The following is a 15,341-nucleotide window of genomic DNA, read 5'->3' as shown; positions in this document are numbered from 1 at the left end:
GCCCGCCACGGAAGTCAACGCGTGATGAATTGAACCGCTGTCAGACCCACCAGGTACCGTTTCCCCGTGACTTACCCAGGTGGCGGCGGACAGGGCGGCTGGAACGACCAGCAGGGCTGGGGCCAGCAGCAACAGGGTGACCACCAGAGCGGTGGGTACCAGACGGGCGGCTACCAGACCGGCGGGTACCCGCAGACCGGCGGTTTCCCGCAGCAGGGCCAATTCCCGGACCAGGGCCAGTTCCCGCAGCAGGGCTACGGCGGGTACGGCGGCCTCGGCGTGTACGGCGGTTTCGACGACGAGCCGCCGAAGAAGAGCAAGAAGACGCTCTGGCTGGTGCTCGGCGCCGTGGTCCTCGTGCTGCTCGTAGGCGGCGGCCTCACCTGGCTCCTGCTCTCGCGCTCGGGCGGCACGACGGCGACGAACGACCCGTCCCCGTCGCCCAGTACCTCCGCGCAGCCGACCGACGCCGCCTGCCCGAAGAACGAGGGCCGGCAGTGCGTCGAGACGGCGCTCGGCTTCAACTACGAGGTCCCGAAGAACTGGGACGTCATCGCGGACGCCAAGATTCCGGTGGAGGGCTTCACGGGCATCTCGCTGTCCGGCGTCACCACCTACGGCGACTACACCTGCGAGGGCAAGTCGTTCACCAAGGGCACCAACGGTGGCACGCTGCTCCCGAAGAGCGACATCAACACCACGGCCACCGACTTCACCAAGGCCCTCGCCACGCAGTACTACTCGTCGGGCGGTGCCCCGACGGTCACGACGACGCAGCCCAAGCCGGTGAAGATCCAGCACACCCAGAAGGACGGCAAGAAGGTCACCATCGACGGTGTGCAGGTCGACGCCACCGTCACGCAGACCAGCAACAAGTGCCTGGCGAGCAAGGGCATGCTCAAGGTCGTGGTGCTCAACGGCAGCAACAAGCTGCACGTGCTGGTCGTCAACGGCGACCTGGAGGGAGGCGGTGGCGGCACCACCCCGCCTCTGCCCAAGGAGTCCGACCTGCAGAAGATCGTCGAGTCGCTGATCCCGACCTCGTAGGACCTCCCGCGCGCCGCCGTCCGACGTGGACGGCGGCGGGCAACGGTGCGCACGACGCCGGCCGCGCGGCTTGCACGCCTTGTCCGGCCGCGCAACGGTTCGACAGCACTACTCGGAACGACCGCCGCCCGAAGGTTCCCCGACGCGTGAACCCTGCCGCGCGCCGCCATTCGACAGGACCGCGTCAGGCAACGGGTCCACCCCTCGCGGACGGCCCTATCGCTCGTCGCCGAAACGCCGGGCCGCGCGCGGCCGTCCGACCTGGACGGCGGCGAGCCACCACGCGAGGCCGAGCCGCATCCACGCCGCACCAACCCGGCCGAGGTCCTTCTCGCACGTCGCGGCGCGCTCCCCCGGGCGTCCCGCCTCGCCGAACGTGCGCGGTCCACGCTGCCCTGACCGCTCCCCGCCGAAACGCCGAACGCCGGGCCGCGCGCCCCAACTTCCAGCGCACTGCCCGGCGTTCAGTTCCGATCTCAGCTGTTGACGACCTGCACCAGGTGCTCGACGGCTTCGGCGACCGGCACCTCGGCGCGCTCGCCGGAGCGGCGGTCCTTGACCTCGACCGTGCCGTCCTTCAGGCCGCGGCCGATCACCAGGATCGTCGGGATGCCGACGAGCTCGGCGTCCGCGAACTTCACGCCGGGGCTCGCCTTGCGGTCGTCCAGCAGGACCTTGAGGCCCTTGGCGCTGAGCTGCTTCGCGAAGTCCTCGCCGGCGCCCATGAGCGTCTCGTCCTTGCCTGCGACCACGACGTGGACGTCGGCGGGCGCGACGTTGCGGGGCCAGATCAGGCCGCGGTCGTCGTGCGACTGCTCCGCGATGACCGCGACGAGACGCGAGACGCCGACGCCGTACGAGCCCATGGTGATGCGGACGGGCTTGGAGTCCGGGCCGAGGGCGTCGAGCGAGAACGCGTCCGCGTACTTGCGGCCGAGCTGGAAGATGTGGCCGATCTCGATGCCGCGCGCGGCGACCAGCACGCCCTTGCCGTCCGGCGACGCGTCGCCCTCGCGGACCTCGGCGACGTCGATGACGCCGTCGGGGGTGAAGTCGCGGCCCGCCACCAGGTCGACGACGTGGTGGTCGGCCTTGTCGGCACCGGTGACCCACGCGGTGCCCGTGACGATGCGGGGGTCGGCGAGGAAGCGGACACCGTTGGCCTGGATCGCTCCCGGGCCGATGTACCCCTTGACCAGGAACGAGTTCTTGGCGAAGTCCGCCGCTTCCAGCATCGCGACCTCGGCCGGTTCGAGCGCTGCCTCGAGGCGCTTGAAGTCGACCTCGCGGTCACCGGGGACGGCGATCGCGAGCAGCTCCCAGTCCTTGCCGGGGTGCTTGACCTTCACGAGGACGTTCTTCAGCGTGTCCGCCGCGGTGAACTTGCGGTCGGTGTTCGCGTTGAGGAAGTCCACCAGCGTCTCGATGGTGGGCGTGTTCGGCGTGTGGTGCACCTGGGCCGCGGGCTTGTCGTCGATCGACTGCGCGGGGGGCACGGGCGTCGCGACGGCCTCGACGTTCGCCGCGTAACCGGACTCGGTGCTGCGGACGAACGTGTCCTCGCCCGTCTCGGCGACGGCGAGGAACTCCTCGGACGCCGAGCCGCCCATCGCGCCGGACGTGGCGGAGACGATCACGTACTCCAGGCCGAGCCGGTCGAAGATGCGGATGTAGGCGTCGCGGTGGTCCTTGTACGACTGGCTCAGGCCCTCGTCGGTGAGGTCGAACGAGTACGAGTCCTTCATCAGGAACTCGCGGCCGCGCAGGATGCCCGCACGGGGACGCGCCTCGTCGCGGTACTTGGTCTGGATCTGGTACAGCGTGACCGGGTAGTCCTTGTAGGAGCTGTACTCGCCCTTCACGGTGAGGGTGAACATCTCCTCGTGCGTGGGGCCGAGGAGGTAGTCGGCGCCCTTGCGGTCCTTGAGGCGGAACAGGTTGGGGCCGTACTCCTCCCACCGGTTCGTCGCCTCGTAGGGCTCCTTGGGCAGCAGCGCGGGGAACTGGATCTCCTGCGCGCCGAAGGCGTCCATCTCCTCGCGGACGACGGCCTCGATGTTGCGCAGGACCTTGAGGCCCAGCGGCAGCCAGGTGTACCCGCCCGGAGCGACGCGGCGGACGTAGCCGGCGCGCACCAGCAGCTTGTGGCTGGGCACTTCGGCGTCCGCCGGATCCTCGCGAAGGGTGCGCAGGAACAGCGACGACATCCTGGTGATCACGGTGGGTACTCCTCGTTCACGGGCAGTTGTAGCAGCGTACTGGTTGGACGTTCCCCGAAATCGCGCGCGGTGCTCCGGTTCGCCTCTGACCTGCGGCGACCGGAACTGTCAGACCCCCTGAGTAGCGTCCTTCCCATGCCGCTGACCATTGACATGATCACGATCGACACGGGCGACGCGCGCAAGCTCGCGGAGTTCTGGACTGCCGCCCTGGGCACCACGATCCAAGACGACTGGGGTGACTTCATCTTGCTCGCGCAGGCCTCCGAGTCCGGGCCGGCGCTCGGCATCCAGCAGGTGCCGGACGCGACACCAGGCAAGAACAGACTCCACTTCGACTCGCACGTGCCGGACCGCCTGGCGGAGGTCGCCCGCCTGGTCGAGCTCGGCGCCACGGAGGTCGGGGTGCACAGCGTCCCCGGCATCGTGTGGTCCGTGCTCGCCGACCCGGACGGCAACCAGTTCTGCGTCGGCCAGTTGGGTGAGGAGCTCTAAAGCTCTTCCGGCCGCCCGTAGTCGATCCAGGTCCGCGTCACCTCGAACCCGGCGCGCTCGTACACGCCGAGCGCACGGGTCGAGTTGGCCGAGTCCACGGAGAGTCCCGCGCGCTGGTAGCCCTGCGCCCTGCCCTGAGCCAGCGTGTGGCTCAGCAGGGCCGAGGCCACGCCACGCCCGCGGTGCTCCTCCAGGGTGCCGACGTCGCCGATCCACAGCTCGCGGACGCCGGTCATCTCCTCGACGACCGGGTAGTGCCGTGCGAGCACGAACCCGGCCACGGCGCCTTGTGAGAGCGCCAGGAAGGAGGATTCCGGAACGAACCGCTTGCTGTCGGTGAACGACGCCGCCCACTCCTCAGGGCTGCGCTCGACCGAACCCCAGTGCTGTGCGAACGCCGCGTTGCAGACCAGGCGGACCTCTTCGTCACGGGCCGCGGAGAACGGCACGATCTCGTAGCCGGCCGGGATCGGCGCGTGGGCGAGTGTCTCGCCCAGGGCCACCTCCAGTTCGTAGAAGTGGCGGTTCGCGCCGAACCCGAGCTTCTCGACCAGCGCGACGTGCCCTTCGGACCGGCTCTCGACCATGGTGCACACGGTGAGGGGCAGGTCCGGGTGGCGTGCGACGTGGAGGTCGCGCGCCAGTGCGGTGAGGCGTGGCAGCAGTTGCAGGCCGATGCCCGCGCGCCGGTACTCGGGGTGCACCATCCCGTCGAGCCGGACGCGGTGCGTGCCAACGGGGTTGTCGCGCAACGCGATCAGCCCGTAAGCCGCGAGCTGTCCGCTCGCGAGCACGGCCAGCGATCCACCGGGCAGGTCGCTCTCGCCGAACGACTGGGCGAAGTCCTCTTCGGACAACAGTTCGCCGGTGTCGTCGACCGCCTCGGCCGCGTTGTAGAGCGCGGCCACCGCCGGGATGTCCGCTGTCGTGAGCGGGCGCCACACGAGTTCCACGCCGATCGACGCTACGGAAGGGAGATGGCCCCAACAACCGAATAACGCTTGCCCGGGACGTACCACCAGCGCCATGCTGCGAGCGATGACATCTCCGAAGATCACACCATTGTACGAGGACGTGACGTTCCACGGACCCTTGTCCGAGGAACGAGCCGCCCGCCTCATCCGCTCGCTCATGCCACTGGACGACGCTCACGTGCTCGACCTCGGCTGCGGCTGGGCGGAGTTCCTCCTGCGCACGCTGGAGGCCGCGCCCACGGCCACCGGCACCGGCGTGGACAGGAACGCGACGGACATCGCGCGCGCCCAGGCCAACGCCGACGCCCGAGGCCTGAGCGGCCGCGTCAGCCTCCAGGTGGCCGATGTCGCCGAGTGGCACCCGACCAGGCCGGCCGACGTGGTCATCGTCAACGGCGCCAGCCAGGTGTGGGGCGGAGACCCGTTGCAGCACACGGTGAACGCGCTCACCGAGGCCAGGAAACTGCTCGCTCCCCGCGGGCGGCTCCTGCTCGGCGAGTGCTTCTGGGAACGCGAGCCCACGGAGGCCCAGCTGGCCGCCATGCCGGTCCCGCGAGACCAGTTAGGCTCGCTGGCAGACCTGGTGGACCTGGCTCACAGCCACGGCTACCGCATGCTCGCCGCGGAACAGGCGAACCTCGACGAGTGGGACGTGTTCGAGAACGGCCACGGTCTCGCCTGGGAGCGCTGGCTGCGCGACAACCCGGAGTCCGAGCACGCCGCGGAGATCCGGGCGACGGCCGACAGCGCGCGCGACCGCCGGCTGCGCGGGTGGCGCGGCCCGATGGGTCTCGCCTACCTGACGTTGCTGGCACCCTAGGGATCGGCCAAGGCGCCGCGCGACGCGGCGCAGACGGCCGAACGCGTCCGTGCCGCGCGGGAGACCCCGCAGGTCCAGCCGTTTTCGGCCGCTGCCCTACCCTTTGACCCGTGCTGGTGCTGCTTCCCCCGTCGGAGACCAAGGCGATCGGCGGCGAGGGCGCGCCGCTCGACCTCGGCGCGCTGTCGTTCCCCGAGCTCAACCCGGTGCGCGACAAGCTGGTGTCCGCGCTGGCCGATCTCGCGAAGGACGTCCCGGCGAGTCTCAAGGCGCTCGACATCTCCGAACGCCAGGTCGACGAGGTGCACCGCAACGCGTCGCTGCGCACGTCGGAGACCACGCCCGCACTGCTGCGCTACACCGGCGTGCTCTACGACAACCTGGACTTCCCGTCGCTGAAGAAGGCCGAGAAGGAACGCGCCTACGAGCGGCTCGCGGTCGCTTCGGCGCTGTTCGGGGCGGTCCGCGGCGGCGACCCGGTGCCGGCGTACCGGTTGTCCGGCGGCAGCACGCTCCCGTCCCACGGCAGCCTGCGCACGGTGTGGAAGCCCGCGCTGGAGCCGGTGTTCGAGGAGGCCGACGAGTTCGTCGTCGACCTGCGTTCCGGCGCGTACTCGAGCCTCGCGCGGATCCCGCACGCCGTCGTCGTCCGGGTGATCACGAGCGAGGGCAAGGTCGTCAGCCACTTCAACAAGGCGCACAAGGGTCTGCTCGCACGGGCCATCGCGAAGTCCAGCACGGAGCCGGCGGACCTGAAAGGCCTGGTCAAGCTCGCGCGAAAGGCCGGGCTCACGATGGTGCCGACCGGTGCGAGGACAGCGGACCTGATCACCGGTTAATTCGGTTGCGCGCACGGGACGCGCGCGCCAAGCTTCTCCCCGAAGCGTGATAACGGAGCTGGAACGAGGAGGTGCGAAATGTCAGAGCCTGTCTTTGGGCGCGGCACCGCACTCGCGACCCGTCCAGCCGCCCTTCGCGCCTGATCAGCACCGTTTGATCGCAGAGCGCCAGTGGGGCGGTCACCTTCATCTCGTAGGAGACCCCACCGTGCGCGAGCACGATCTTTTCGAACGTTACGAATCTGCTTTCGAAGGCGCCGACGACACCATGCGGCGCAAGGGAAAGCGCAGCAGGAACAACAGTGCCGATGACGCGGAACCCACGCGTCGCGGCCGCATGACCGAAGAAGAGAAGCTGCGCGTCGCACGAGTGCGCGAGGACCAGCTCAGTTCGGCGGACACCCCCGAGGACGGCGACCGCTGGTCCACGTGGGGCGACGCCGACCAGGGCCCGGCACCGCACCCGGACTGGCTCATCACGGAACTGGCCGCGGTCGACCGCGAGCTGGGCATCGTGAAGACCGGCAAGGAGGCGGACGTCTTCCTGCTGGAACGCGCGATGGGCGACAGGTCGTGCCTGCTCGCCGCCAAGCGCTACCGCAGCAACGACCACCGGATGTTCCACCGCGACGCGGGGTACCTCGAAGGTCGTCGCATGAAGAAGTCCCGTGAGACGCGGGCGATCGCGAACCGCACCGCGTTCGGGCGCAACCTGATCGCGGAACAGTGGACGGTCGCGGAGTTCGCCGCGCTCTCCAGGCTGTGGCAGATCGGCGCCCCGGTGCCGTACCCGGTGCAGCGCAGCGGCACCGAGCTGCTGCTGGAGTTCATCGGGGACGCCGAGGGCAACGCGGCACCGCGGCTCGCGCAGGTCCGTCCCGACGAGGACGAGCTGCTCGACCTGTGGCGCCAGCTGGTCGCGACGCTGATGACGCTCGCCGAGGCGGGCATCACGCACGGCGACCTCTCGGCGTACAACCTGATGGTGCACGACGGCAGGCTGGTCGTGATCGACCTGCCGCAGGTGGTCGACCTCGTCGCGAACCCTCGCGGCGTGGAGTTCCTCGACCGCGACGTCCGCAACATCTGCGGCTGGTTCGCCTCGCGCGGCCTGCCGCCGGAGATCGGCGACCCGTCCGCGCTGGTGGCGACGCTGCTGGAGGTCGCGGGCATGGGTTGACCCGGCCGTCGCGCGCCCGGCCGTGTCCAACGACACTGCCGGGCGCGCGAGGCATCGCCATTGATCAGCTAGACTGTGCTGTACACCGATGAAGGCCTGACGGCCGTTGACCGGTGTTTCCACCCACTCATCAGCGGCGTGACCATCACGCCGGGCCCGTCCTTGTGATCGGCGCCGCGGTAGCGCGCGGGGCAGCCTCGAGACGTGCCATGTCCCGGAGGTTTGTTTTGCCAACAATGTCCGAAGGTCGTTCCGAGCATGGGCAAAGCCGCAGGTCACCGCGGCGCCGCTCGGGTCGCCAGGGCAATTCCTCGCGTCCGCAGCAGCGGGTCGAGGAACCGATCGTCGCCGAGCCGTTCGAGAGCACGTTGCCGGAAGGCCCGTTGCCCTCGTTCGCTGAACTCGGCCTTGCCGACGCGCTGATCAAGTCGCTCGTCGCCAACGAAATCACCGAGCCGTTCCCGATCCAGGCGGCCACCCTTCCCGACGCCATGGCCGGCCGCGACATCCTCGGCCGTGGCCAGACCGGCTCCGGCAAGACGCTGGCGTTCGGTCTCGCGATGCTGACCCGCCTCGCGAAGGGCCGCTCCCAGCCGAACAAGCCGCGCGGCCTGATCCTCGTCCCGACCCGCGAGCTCGCGATGCAGGTGGAGACGGCGCTCACGCCGCACGCCCGCTCGCTGGGCCTGTGGTGCCGCGTCATCGTCGGCGGCACGTCGTTCCCGCGCCAGATCGAACACCTGCGCCGCGGCGTCGACCTGCTGATCGCGACGCCGGGCCGCCTGTCCGACCACGTCCGCCAGGGCACGTGCGACCTCGGCTCCGTCGAGATCACCGCGCTGGACGAGGCCGACCAGATGGCCGACATGGGCTTCATGCCCCAGGTCCGGGCGATCCTCGACCTGACCCCGCAGGACGGGCAGCGCCTGCTGTTCTCCGCGACGCTCGACGGCGACGTGGACAAGCTGGTCCGCCAGTACCTGCACTCCCCGGTGACGCACTCGGTGGCCCCGGCCACCGCGAGCGTCACGACGATGGAGCACCACCTGCTGCTCGTGTCCGCCGAGGACAAGCAGAACGTGGTGAACGAGGTGGCCGCGCGCGAGGGCCGCACGATCATGTTCGTGCGCACCAAGCACCACGTCGACCGCCTGGCCAAGAAGCTGCGTTCGATGGGCGTCAACGCCGGAGCGCTGCACGGCGGCAAGGCGCAGAGCGCGCGCACCCGCGTGCTCGGCGAATTCCGCGAGGGCACCATGCCGGTCCTGATCGCCACCGACGTCGCCGCTCGCGGCATCCACGTCGATGACGTCTCACTGGTCGTCCACGTCGACCCGCCGGCCGACCCGAAGGACTACCTGCACCGCGCCGGCCGCACGGCCCGCGCCGGTCAGTCCGGCACGGTCGTCACCCTGGTCACGCACGATCAGCGTCGCGCAGTCCAGGGCATGGCCGCGCGCGCGGGAATCCGTCCGGAGAGCACGAAGGTGCGCCCCGGCGACGACGACCTGGCTCGCATCACCGGCGCCCGCACGCCGTCCGGCGAGCCGATCATCGAACGCGAGAAGCCGGCCCGCCGCACCGGTGGCTCCGGCCGCCGCTTCGGTGCTCCGGCCGCCGCCGGCGCCGCCCGCGGTGAGTACCGCGGTGGCTCCGGCCGTCGCACCGAGGGTGGCGAGTTCCGCGGTGGACCGCGCCGTTCGGAGCGCACCGAGGGTGGTCGCGCGTTCGGGCGGACCGAGCGTGGCGCGGGTCGTCCGCGCCGGGCAGCGCCGCAGCACTGAGCTTGATCTGATCGACGGCAAAGGCCGCTTCCCCTTGGGGAGGCGGCCTTTGCCGTGTGCGGGGTCGTAGACGAGTGACGCCTCCGCGACGGACACCTTGGACGGCGATGACCACTTCCCGCGTCGAGGGGACCGCCTTCGCCGTGGTCAGGCCGAGCCACCCACCGCAGAGCAGCGACTGTGCCTCCTCGGCGGCAGCTGCCTTAACCGACAGCGTCGCCCCCTTCCTGCCTCGAAGAGGCGCCCTCGGCGTGCGCGGGGCCGAGTTGTCCACAGATCGGTGAGCGGTGGGTTGACACGCGCGAATCGTCGCTAGGTTGAGTGGAGGTTGGTGGTCAGCCCCCTGGGAGGGCGGGGCCTCGGCTGCGGTTGGTTTTGGTCGTGGCACGTAAGGTGCCCCATGGGGCGGAACTGGTACCTGCTGTGGGGCGGCAGCGCCATCTCGGCGTTGGGGGATGGCATCTTCCTGGCGGCGCTCCCGTTGCTCGCCACCACCATCACCCAGGATCCGAAGTTGATCGCCGGCGTCAGTTTCTTCGGCGCGCTGCCCTGGCTGCTGGCCGCGCTTCCGGCCGGCGCGGCGGCTGATCGGTACGACGGCAGGCGGCTTCTGCTGGTGGCGTTGTGGGTTCAGTGCGCGCTCATGGCGGTGCTCGCTGCGTTTCACAGCGCGCACATCGCGGTTCTGTACGGCATGGCCTTTTTGATCGGCACGGCCGAGAACGTGCCACGGGCCGTGGGGCAGCCGCTCATCAAGGCCACTGTGGAGAACCATCTGCTGGAGCGTGCGAACGGCAGGTTGTTCGCGTCGCAGGCTGTGGCGTTGCAGTTCGTGGGGCCGCCGCTGGGTGGGCTGCTGTTCGCGATCGCTGTGCCTGCGCCGTTCTGGGTCGACGCGCTGACGTTCGCGGTTGCGGCGTTGCTGGTCAGCAGGATGCGTACGGAACGCAAGGTGCCGACGGCCAGGCCCAGGGTCAGGGAAGGCTTGCTGTGGCTGGGGAAGCACAAGGCGTTGAGGACCATCACGGTCGTGTCGGCCACTACGAACCTGTGCATCGCGATGACCATGGCGACGCTGGTGTTGTTCGCCCAGCAACGGCTCGGGCTCACCGGTGCGGGGTTCGGTGTCTTCCTGGCCACGCTCGCGTGCGGGGGTGTTGCGGGTGGGCTGCTCGCTGAGCGGTTGCTCGCCAGGTACCGGAACACGGTCACGGTCACGGTGGTGCTGATTCCGTTGATGTGGCTGGGAATCGCCGCTGTGGCCCACGACCTCGTCACGGTCGCGGTTTTCGCGGTGGTGAGTTCGTTCTGCACGGCGGTGTGGGGTGTGGCCACGTCGAGTTTCAGACAGCGTGTGGTGCCGGCCGAACTGCTTGGCCGCGTCAGCAGCGCGCAGACGCTGATCACCTGGGGTGTTCAGCCGGTCGGCGCGCTGCTGGGCGGACTTGCCGCGGACTCCTTCGGGCTGCTGGCGCCCTGGTACGTCGCGGTGACGCTCCGCACCGCGGTGGGGCTCCTCAGCCTGAAGTCACTGCGCACGCACCTGCGGGTGTCGGCCGGGGAGAACGCTGTTTCTCGGCCGCGGCCTTAACGTCCGCTTCGCGGAACCGGTGGACTCAGGCGGGACGAATGCGGAGTCCACCGGCTGCGCGGCGAAGAAACTAGCTACTTTCGGGAGCGATGCCCGCGACCGGGCCCACCACGATGATCGCCGGCGGGCGGACTTCCCAGGCCTTCACATCAGCGCCCAGCGTGTCCAAAGTGGACCGGTACACGCGCTGAGCCGCCGTACTGCCCTCCTGGATCACGGCGACGGGCGTGGAACCGGGACGGCCTTCCATCAACGCCGTAGCGAACGCACCGGCCCGTTCGACCGCCATCATCAGCACGACGGTGCCACGAAGGCGTGCGATCGCGGACCAGTCGACGAGAGAGCGCGGATCGTCCGGCGCGACGTGACCAGAGACGACCACGACCTCGTGCGCCACTCCTCGGTGCGTCACCGGCACACCGGCCAATGCAGGCACACCGAACGCCGACGTCACGCCCGGCACCACGGTCACCGGGATCCCGGCTTCCGCGCACGCCAGCAGTTCCTCGAAACCGCGCCCGAAGACGTACGGGTCGCCGCCCTTGAGCCGGACGACGAACTTGCCCTCCTTGGCGCGGTCGATCAGCGTCTGGTTGATGAACTCCTGCGTCGCCGCACGGCCGTAGGGGATCTTCGCCGCGTCCACGACCTCGACGTGCGCGGGCAGTTCCTCCAGCAGCTCACGCGGGGCAAGGCGGTCCGCGACGACCACGTCCGCGTGTGCCAGCAAACGCTTGCCCTGGACGGTGATCAGCTCGGGGTCACCGGGGCCGCCGCCGACCAGGGCCACCCCGACGGGCGGCGCGGTCTGGTCCGCGATGCGGCCGTCGCGCAACGCCGCCACGAGCCCGTCGCGCACCGAGGCCGACCGGCGGTGCTCGCCACCCGCCAGCACACCGATCAACATGCCGTCGTGCATGCCGGTGGCCGGAGTGACGGCCGTGCCCTCGACGGCGATGTCCGCGCGCACGCAGAACACACGCTGCGAGAGCGCTTCTTCACCGATCTGCGTGTTCACCTCGATGTCGGACGTGCACGCCACCACGTACCACGCGCCCTCGACGTCACCGGCCTCGTAACGCCTCTCGTGCCACGTCAGCTCTCCCGCGTCGACCATGCCCTGCACGGCGGGGGTGACGGACGGCGACACGAGCTCGACGACGGCGCCGGACGCGATCAGGCGAGGTAGACGGCGCTGCGCGACCGTGCCTCCGCCGACCACGAGGACACGCCGGCCCCGGAGGTCGAGGCCGGCCAGGTAGTGCTGTTCAAAGGGCATGCGTAGAAGCATCCACACGGGACACGCCGTGTCCAGCCGAAGGGAACATGGTCACACGGACAGCAGCTCGAAAGAGGTGGCGAGCACCCCTCCGAAGCGCTCCCCCACCACTTCTGCCATCGAACGGAGGAACGGCTCCGGGTCGGCCATGTCGCCGCTCAACGCCTCCAGGTACGCCTTGTGCGCGCGCAGAGAGGCCACCGAAGCGTCGAACGAGTCGGTGATGTCCACGGCGTGCGTCGCCAACGGCGAGGACGCCGCCGCCACGTACTTCACGCCTTCCCACTTCTCCAGTCCGAGCTCCGGGAAGATCCACCGGTTGCCCGCGTCCCTGACCGCGTCGACGGCAGCGCGTCCGACCGCGATGTGGTCCGCCATGTTCAGGCCGCCGCCGGGCCAGGTCTCGCGGTAGTTGCCGGTGATCACGAACTCCGGCCGGTGGCGGCGGATGGCGGCCGCGATGTCACGCCGCAACGGGATGCCGTACTCGATGGTGCCGTCCGGGTGGTCGAGGAACTCGACCTCGGTGACGCCGACGGCCGCACAGGACGCGATCTGCTCCTCGACCCGCAACGGCGCGCAGGCAGCCGGTTCCATCGAGTCGATGCCGTTCTCTCCACGGCACGCGAGCAGGTACTTGATGTTCTTGCCTTGGGCGGTCCAACGCGCGATGGCGCCCGCACCGCCGTACTCCATGTCATCGGGGTGAGCGACGACGACCAGAGCGCTCGACCAGTCTTCGGGCACAGCTTCCAGATCAGCCATGCGTGCAGGGTGCGCGCCGGAGCACGCACCCTGCAACAGACAGGCTCAGAGCTGAGCGGTGATCACCGAGTAGTACGAGGCGATCCGGCCGTACACGCCGGGGTAGCCGGCGCCGGCGCAGCCGCGGCCCCACGAGGTGTCACCGATGAGCTTGCCGCCGTACACCAGCGGGCCACCGGAGTCGCCCTGGCAGGTGTCGGTGCCGCCCTGCGGGAAGCCCGCGCACACCATGGAGGTGTTGCTGTACTGCGAGTACGCGGTCTTGCAGGTCGCGTCCGAGGTCAGCGGCACGTTGGCCTTGAGCAGGTAGCGCGAGGCGGAACCACCGGAGGAGGTGGTGCCCCAGCCGAGGATCAGCGCCGAGTTGCCGGCCGCGTAGAGCGCGGTGTCCTGCGGCGTGGCCAGCGGCAGCGTGGCCGAGCTGATGCTGCGGTCCAGCGTCAGCACCGCGACGTCGTAGCCGGCGGTCGCGGTGGTGTAGCTCGGGTGCACCCAGATCCTGGTCACGCTCGCGACCGTGCCCGCGGTGCTCTGCTTGTCGTCACGGCCGTGCACGACGCGCGTGCTGGCGGCGGTACGGCCCTTCACGCAGTGTGCGGCGGTGACGACCTTGTTGGCCTTCACCAGCGTGCCTCCGCAGAACTGCGAACCGGAGGTCGAGGCCAGGTAGACCACCCACGGATAGGTCGAGGTGCTCGCTCGCGTACCGCCGACGATCATCGGCGACACGTCCTCCGCGTTGGCCGCGGGGGCGCTGAAGAAAATGCTCGCGAGAGCGGACACCACGACGGACACGATCAGGCGATGCAGGGTTTTCGCCATGTTGCCAGTCCTTCCCGATGACACTGTGTGTGCAGGGTGTACAGCGACAGCACACACAGCGTCACGGGCGAAGATTCGGCAGCACAACCGCCACTTGTCTGTTTAGGGCAGTTTGACTTTTGACTTAGTTCTTTTCGATTCCGCGGGCGTCGAAAACAGATCGGACGATTGCTGCGTCCGTGTCACCGTAAAGTTTCCTGGCGGTCTCGACGGTCGCGGTGGCGGCCTGCGCGAAGTCGGTCGAAGGCGAGTAGGAGAACTGGGCCTCCAGCACGATCTTCGCGGACTTGTCCCGGCCGAACTTCTGGTAGAGGTCCCACAGTGCCCGCGACCAGATCTGACCGTCGAAGTGCACCTGGCCCTTGCGGTCGGCGTACTTCAGGTCGGTGTCGGTGCGACGCAGGCAGTGCGGCGTCTCGGTCGTGTAGGCCGTGGCGTCCCAGTCCATGATGCACGCCAACGGCACCGTGGCGGTGTCCTTGGCATCCGCGGAGGACATGATCAACGCCCACCAGTCGCCGAAACCCTCGCCGATCGAGCCGCCCTCGACGGTGGAGCCGAAGCCGGGCACCTGGGCGTCCTGGATGGCGTGGCCGAGCTCGTGCCACACCACCTCGACGTCCTCGGCGTCGTCCACGCCGCCCGTGCCGAACGTGATCTGGTCCTTGTTCGGGTCGTAGAACGAGTTGTCCTCTTTCAGGCCGATCGTGGTGATCTTCTGCGACTCGTTGTTGACGTTCTTGAACCCGAGGCCCTGGATGTACTTCTGCGACTCCGTCACGCCCCAGTAGGCGTTGACCTGCTCGAAGAGGTCGTTGGCGCGCGTGTACTCGAACTTGTTGCTCTTGTTGTACGCGAGCTTGCTCTTCGAGCCGGTCAGCTGGGCGTAGTTGCCCTTGAGGTAGCCGGATCCGTCCAGGTTGGACAGCGTCACCGACCTGTACGCGGTGGTGGGCACGGCCGAGTCGGCGTCGTCGCCGTCCACGAGGTTCTGGTTCTGCTGCGACGACACGGGGTTCGGGCTGAACACCTTGCCGGTGCCGTCCGCGTGCTTGACCAGGCTCTCGGTCTTCACGACGACGCCGGACTCGGCGTGCACCAGCGTGCGCTCGGATCCCTTGCCGTTGTCGGAGATCACCTCGTAGACGAGCCCGGTGCCGGGCAGCACCTTCAGGTTCGCGCTTTCGGGAGCACCGGCGGACTTCGCCCTGGCGTCCTCGGCGGACACCGCGGGCGTGACGTCGACGGAACCGACCGTCAGCCGGCCGTCGTCCACGGTCTTCTCGCCGGTCGCCTTGTCCACGCGTTCGGCGTAGTACGCGCCCAGCACCGGTTTCCCGTCGTAGATCTGCTCGTACCAGGTGTGCGTGGCGGTCAGCGAGTCGCGGACGGTCAGCAGCCGCAGGCCTTCCTTCGGCGCGGCGGCCTGGGCGGTGATCGTCAGCAGGGACAGTGCGACGCCGGCGGTGCAGGCGACAGCGACGAGACGACGGGCTCTCATGCCGGTCTCCAGTGCTTTCGGGCCC

At 69.4% G+C, this 15,341-nt stretch carries 13 protein-coding genes; 7 read left to right on the top strand and 6 right to left on the bottom strand.

Annotation, left to right across the window (positions count from 1 at the left end):
* Positions 1 to 66 precede the first annotated feature (66 nt).
* Complete coding sequence (locus LX88_RS11980; RefSeq protein WP_258947853.1) at positions 67 to 1,047, top strand: DUF8017 domain-containing protein; 981 nt, start codon at positions 67 to 69, stop codon at positions 1,045 to 1,047.
* Between the two features lie 476 nt (positions 1,048 to 1,523).
* Here LX88_RS11980 and LX88_RS11975 read toward each other — a convergent pair whose 3' ends face one another.
* The gene (locus tag LX88_RS11975) at positions 1,524 to 3,266 is read right to left on the bottom strand and encodes a proline--tRNA ligase (RefSeq protein WP_258947852.1); all 1,743 of its coding nucleotides are present in this window, start codon (positions 3,264 to 3,266) and stop codon (positions 1,524 to 1,526) included.
* A gap of 135 nt (positions 3,267 to 3,401) precedes the next feature.
* Here LX88_RS11975 and LX88_RS11970 point away from each other — a divergent pair, with 135 nt between their 5' ends.
* The gene (locus LX88_RS11970; protein ID WP_258947851.1) at positions 3,402 to 3,761 is read left to right on the top strand and encodes a VOC family protein; all 360 of its coding nucleotides are present in this window, start codon (positions 3,402 to 3,404) and stop codon (positions 3,759 to 3,761) included.
* Here the strand turns inward: LX88_RS11970 and LX88_RS44230 are convergent.
* Positions 3,758 to 4,714 (bottom strand): GNAT family N-acetyltransferase, encoded by a 957-nt coding sequence (locus tag LX88_RS44230; RefSeq protein ID WP_258947850.1) that lies wholly within the window; start codon positions 4,712 to 4,714, stop codon positions 3,758 to 3,760. The two genes, LX88_RS11970 and LX88_RS44230, sit on opposite strands and share 4 nt — an antisense overlap.
* Before the next feature lie 85 nt (positions 4,715 to 4,799).
* On the opposite strand from LX88_RS44230, the gene LX88_RS11960 reads away from it, so the two are divergent.
* The 5 genes from LX88_RS11960 (at position 4,800) to LX88_RS11940 (ending at position 10,949) form a co-directional block, all read left to right on the top strand.
* Positions 4,800 to 5,555: an SAM-dependent methyltransferase gene (locus LX88_RS11960; RefSeq protein ID WP_258947849.1), complete on the top strand. Its 756-nt coding sequence runs from the start codon at positions 4,800 to 4,802 to the stop codon at positions 5,553 to 5,555.
* A 110-nt stretch (positions 5,556 to 5,665) separates the two neighbouring features.
* Positions 5,666 to 6,394, top strand: a complete 729-nt coding sequence (gene yaaA / locus LX88_RS11955) for a peroxide stress protein YaaA (protein ID WP_258947848.1) — start codon at positions 5,666 to 5,668, stop codon at positions 6,392 to 6,394.
* 208 nt (positions 6,395 to 6,602) lie between these two features.
* Complete coding sequence (locus LX88_RS11950; RefSeq protein ID WP_372511274.1) at positions 6,603 to 7,574, top strand: serine protein kinase RIO; 972 nt, start codon at positions 6,603 to 6,605, stop codon at positions 7,572 to 7,574.
* Between the two features lie 236 nt (positions 7,575 to 7,810).
* Complete coding sequence (locus LX88_RS11945; RefSeq protein WP_090074272.1) at positions 7,811 to 9,358, top strand: DEAD/DEAH box helicase; 1,548 nt, start codon at positions 7,811 to 7,813, stop codon at positions 9,356 to 9,358.
* A 331-nt stretch (positions 9,359 to 9,689) separates the two neighbouring features.
* Complete coding sequence (locus LX88_RS11940) at positions 9,690 to 10,949, top strand: MFS transporter (protein ID WP_258947846.1); 1,260 nt, start codon at positions 9,690 to 9,692, stop codon at positions 10,947 to 10,949.
* 70 nt (positions 10,950 to 11,019) lie between these two features.
* On the opposite strand, the gene cobA is transcribed toward LX88_RS11940, so the two are convergent.
* From cobA to LX88_RS11920, 4 genes are all read right to left on the bottom strand, one after another.
* Complete coding sequence (gene cobA, locus LX88_RS11935) at positions 11,020 to 12,228, bottom strand: uroporphyrinogen-III C-methyltransferase (RefSeq protein ID WP_258947845.1); 1,209 nt, start codon at positions 12,226 to 12,228, stop codon at positions 11,020 to 11,022.
* A gap of 51 nt (positions 12,229 to 12,279) precedes the next feature.
* Positions 12,280 to 12,993 carry a PIG-L deacetylase family protein gene (locus LX88_RS11930; RefSeq protein ID WP_258947844.1) on the bottom strand — a complete coding sequence of 238 codons (714 nt, stop codon included), beginning with the start codon at positions 12,991 to 12,993 and terminating at the stop codon, positions 12,280 to 12,282.
* A gap of 45 nt (positions 12,994 to 13,038) precedes the next feature.
* Positions 13,039 to 13,815, bottom strand: coding sequence for a S1 family peptidase (locus LX88_RS11925; protein WP_258947843.1), 777 nt, complete (start codon positions 13,813 to 13,815; stop codon positions 13,039 to 13,041).
* A 124-nt stretch (positions 13,816 to 13,939) separates the two neighbouring features.
* The gene (locus LX88_RS11920) at positions 13,940 to 15,316 is read right to left on the bottom strand and encodes a M4 family metallopeptidase (RefSeq protein ID WP_258947842.1); all 1,377 of its coding nucleotides are present in this window, start codon (positions 15,314 to 15,316) and stop codon (positions 13,940 to 13,942) included.
* Between the last annotated feature and the right edge of the window lie 25 nt (positions 15,317 to 15,341).

It is taken from the genome of Lentzea californiensis (assembly GCF_024648825.1).
GTDB lineage: Bacteria > Actinomycetota > Actinomycetes > Mycobacteriales > Pseudonocardiaceae > Lentzea > Lentzea californiensis.
The sequence above is the reverse complement of the archived record's forward strand: the minus strand, read 5'-3'. Positions and strand labels throughout refer to the sequence as shown.

Excerpts from the sequence above, each read along its gene's own strand:
- LX88_RS11970 (WP_258947851.1), top strand. The coding sequence starts at position 3,402 with ATGCCGCTGACCATTGACATGATCACGATCGACACGGGCGACGCGCGC.
- LX88_RS11960 (WP_258947849.1), top strand. The coding sequence starts at position 4,800 with ATGACATCTCCGAAGATCACACCATTGTACGAGGACGTGACGTTCCAC.
- LX88_RS11945 (WP_090074272.1), top strand. The coding sequence starts at position 7,811 with ATGTCCGAAGGTCGTTCCGAGCATGGGCAAAGCCGCAGGTCACCGCGG.
- cobA (WP_258947845.1), bottom strand. The coding sequence starts at position 12,228 with ATGCCCTTTGAACAGCACTACCTGGCCGGCCTCGACCTCCGGGGCCGG.
- LX88_RS11930 (WP_258947844.1), bottom strand. The coding sequence starts at position 12,993 with ATGGCTGATCTGGAAGCTGTGCCCGAAGACTGGTCGAGCGCTCTGGTC.
- LX88_RS11925 (WP_258947843.1), bottom strand. The coding sequence starts at position 13,815 with ATGGCGAAAACCCTGCATCGCCTGATCGTGTCCGTCGTGGTGTCCGCT.
- LX88_RS11920 (WP_258947842.1), bottom strand. The coding sequence starts at position 15,316 with ATGAGAGCCCGTCGTCTCGTCGCTGTCGCCTGCACCGCCGGCGTCGCA.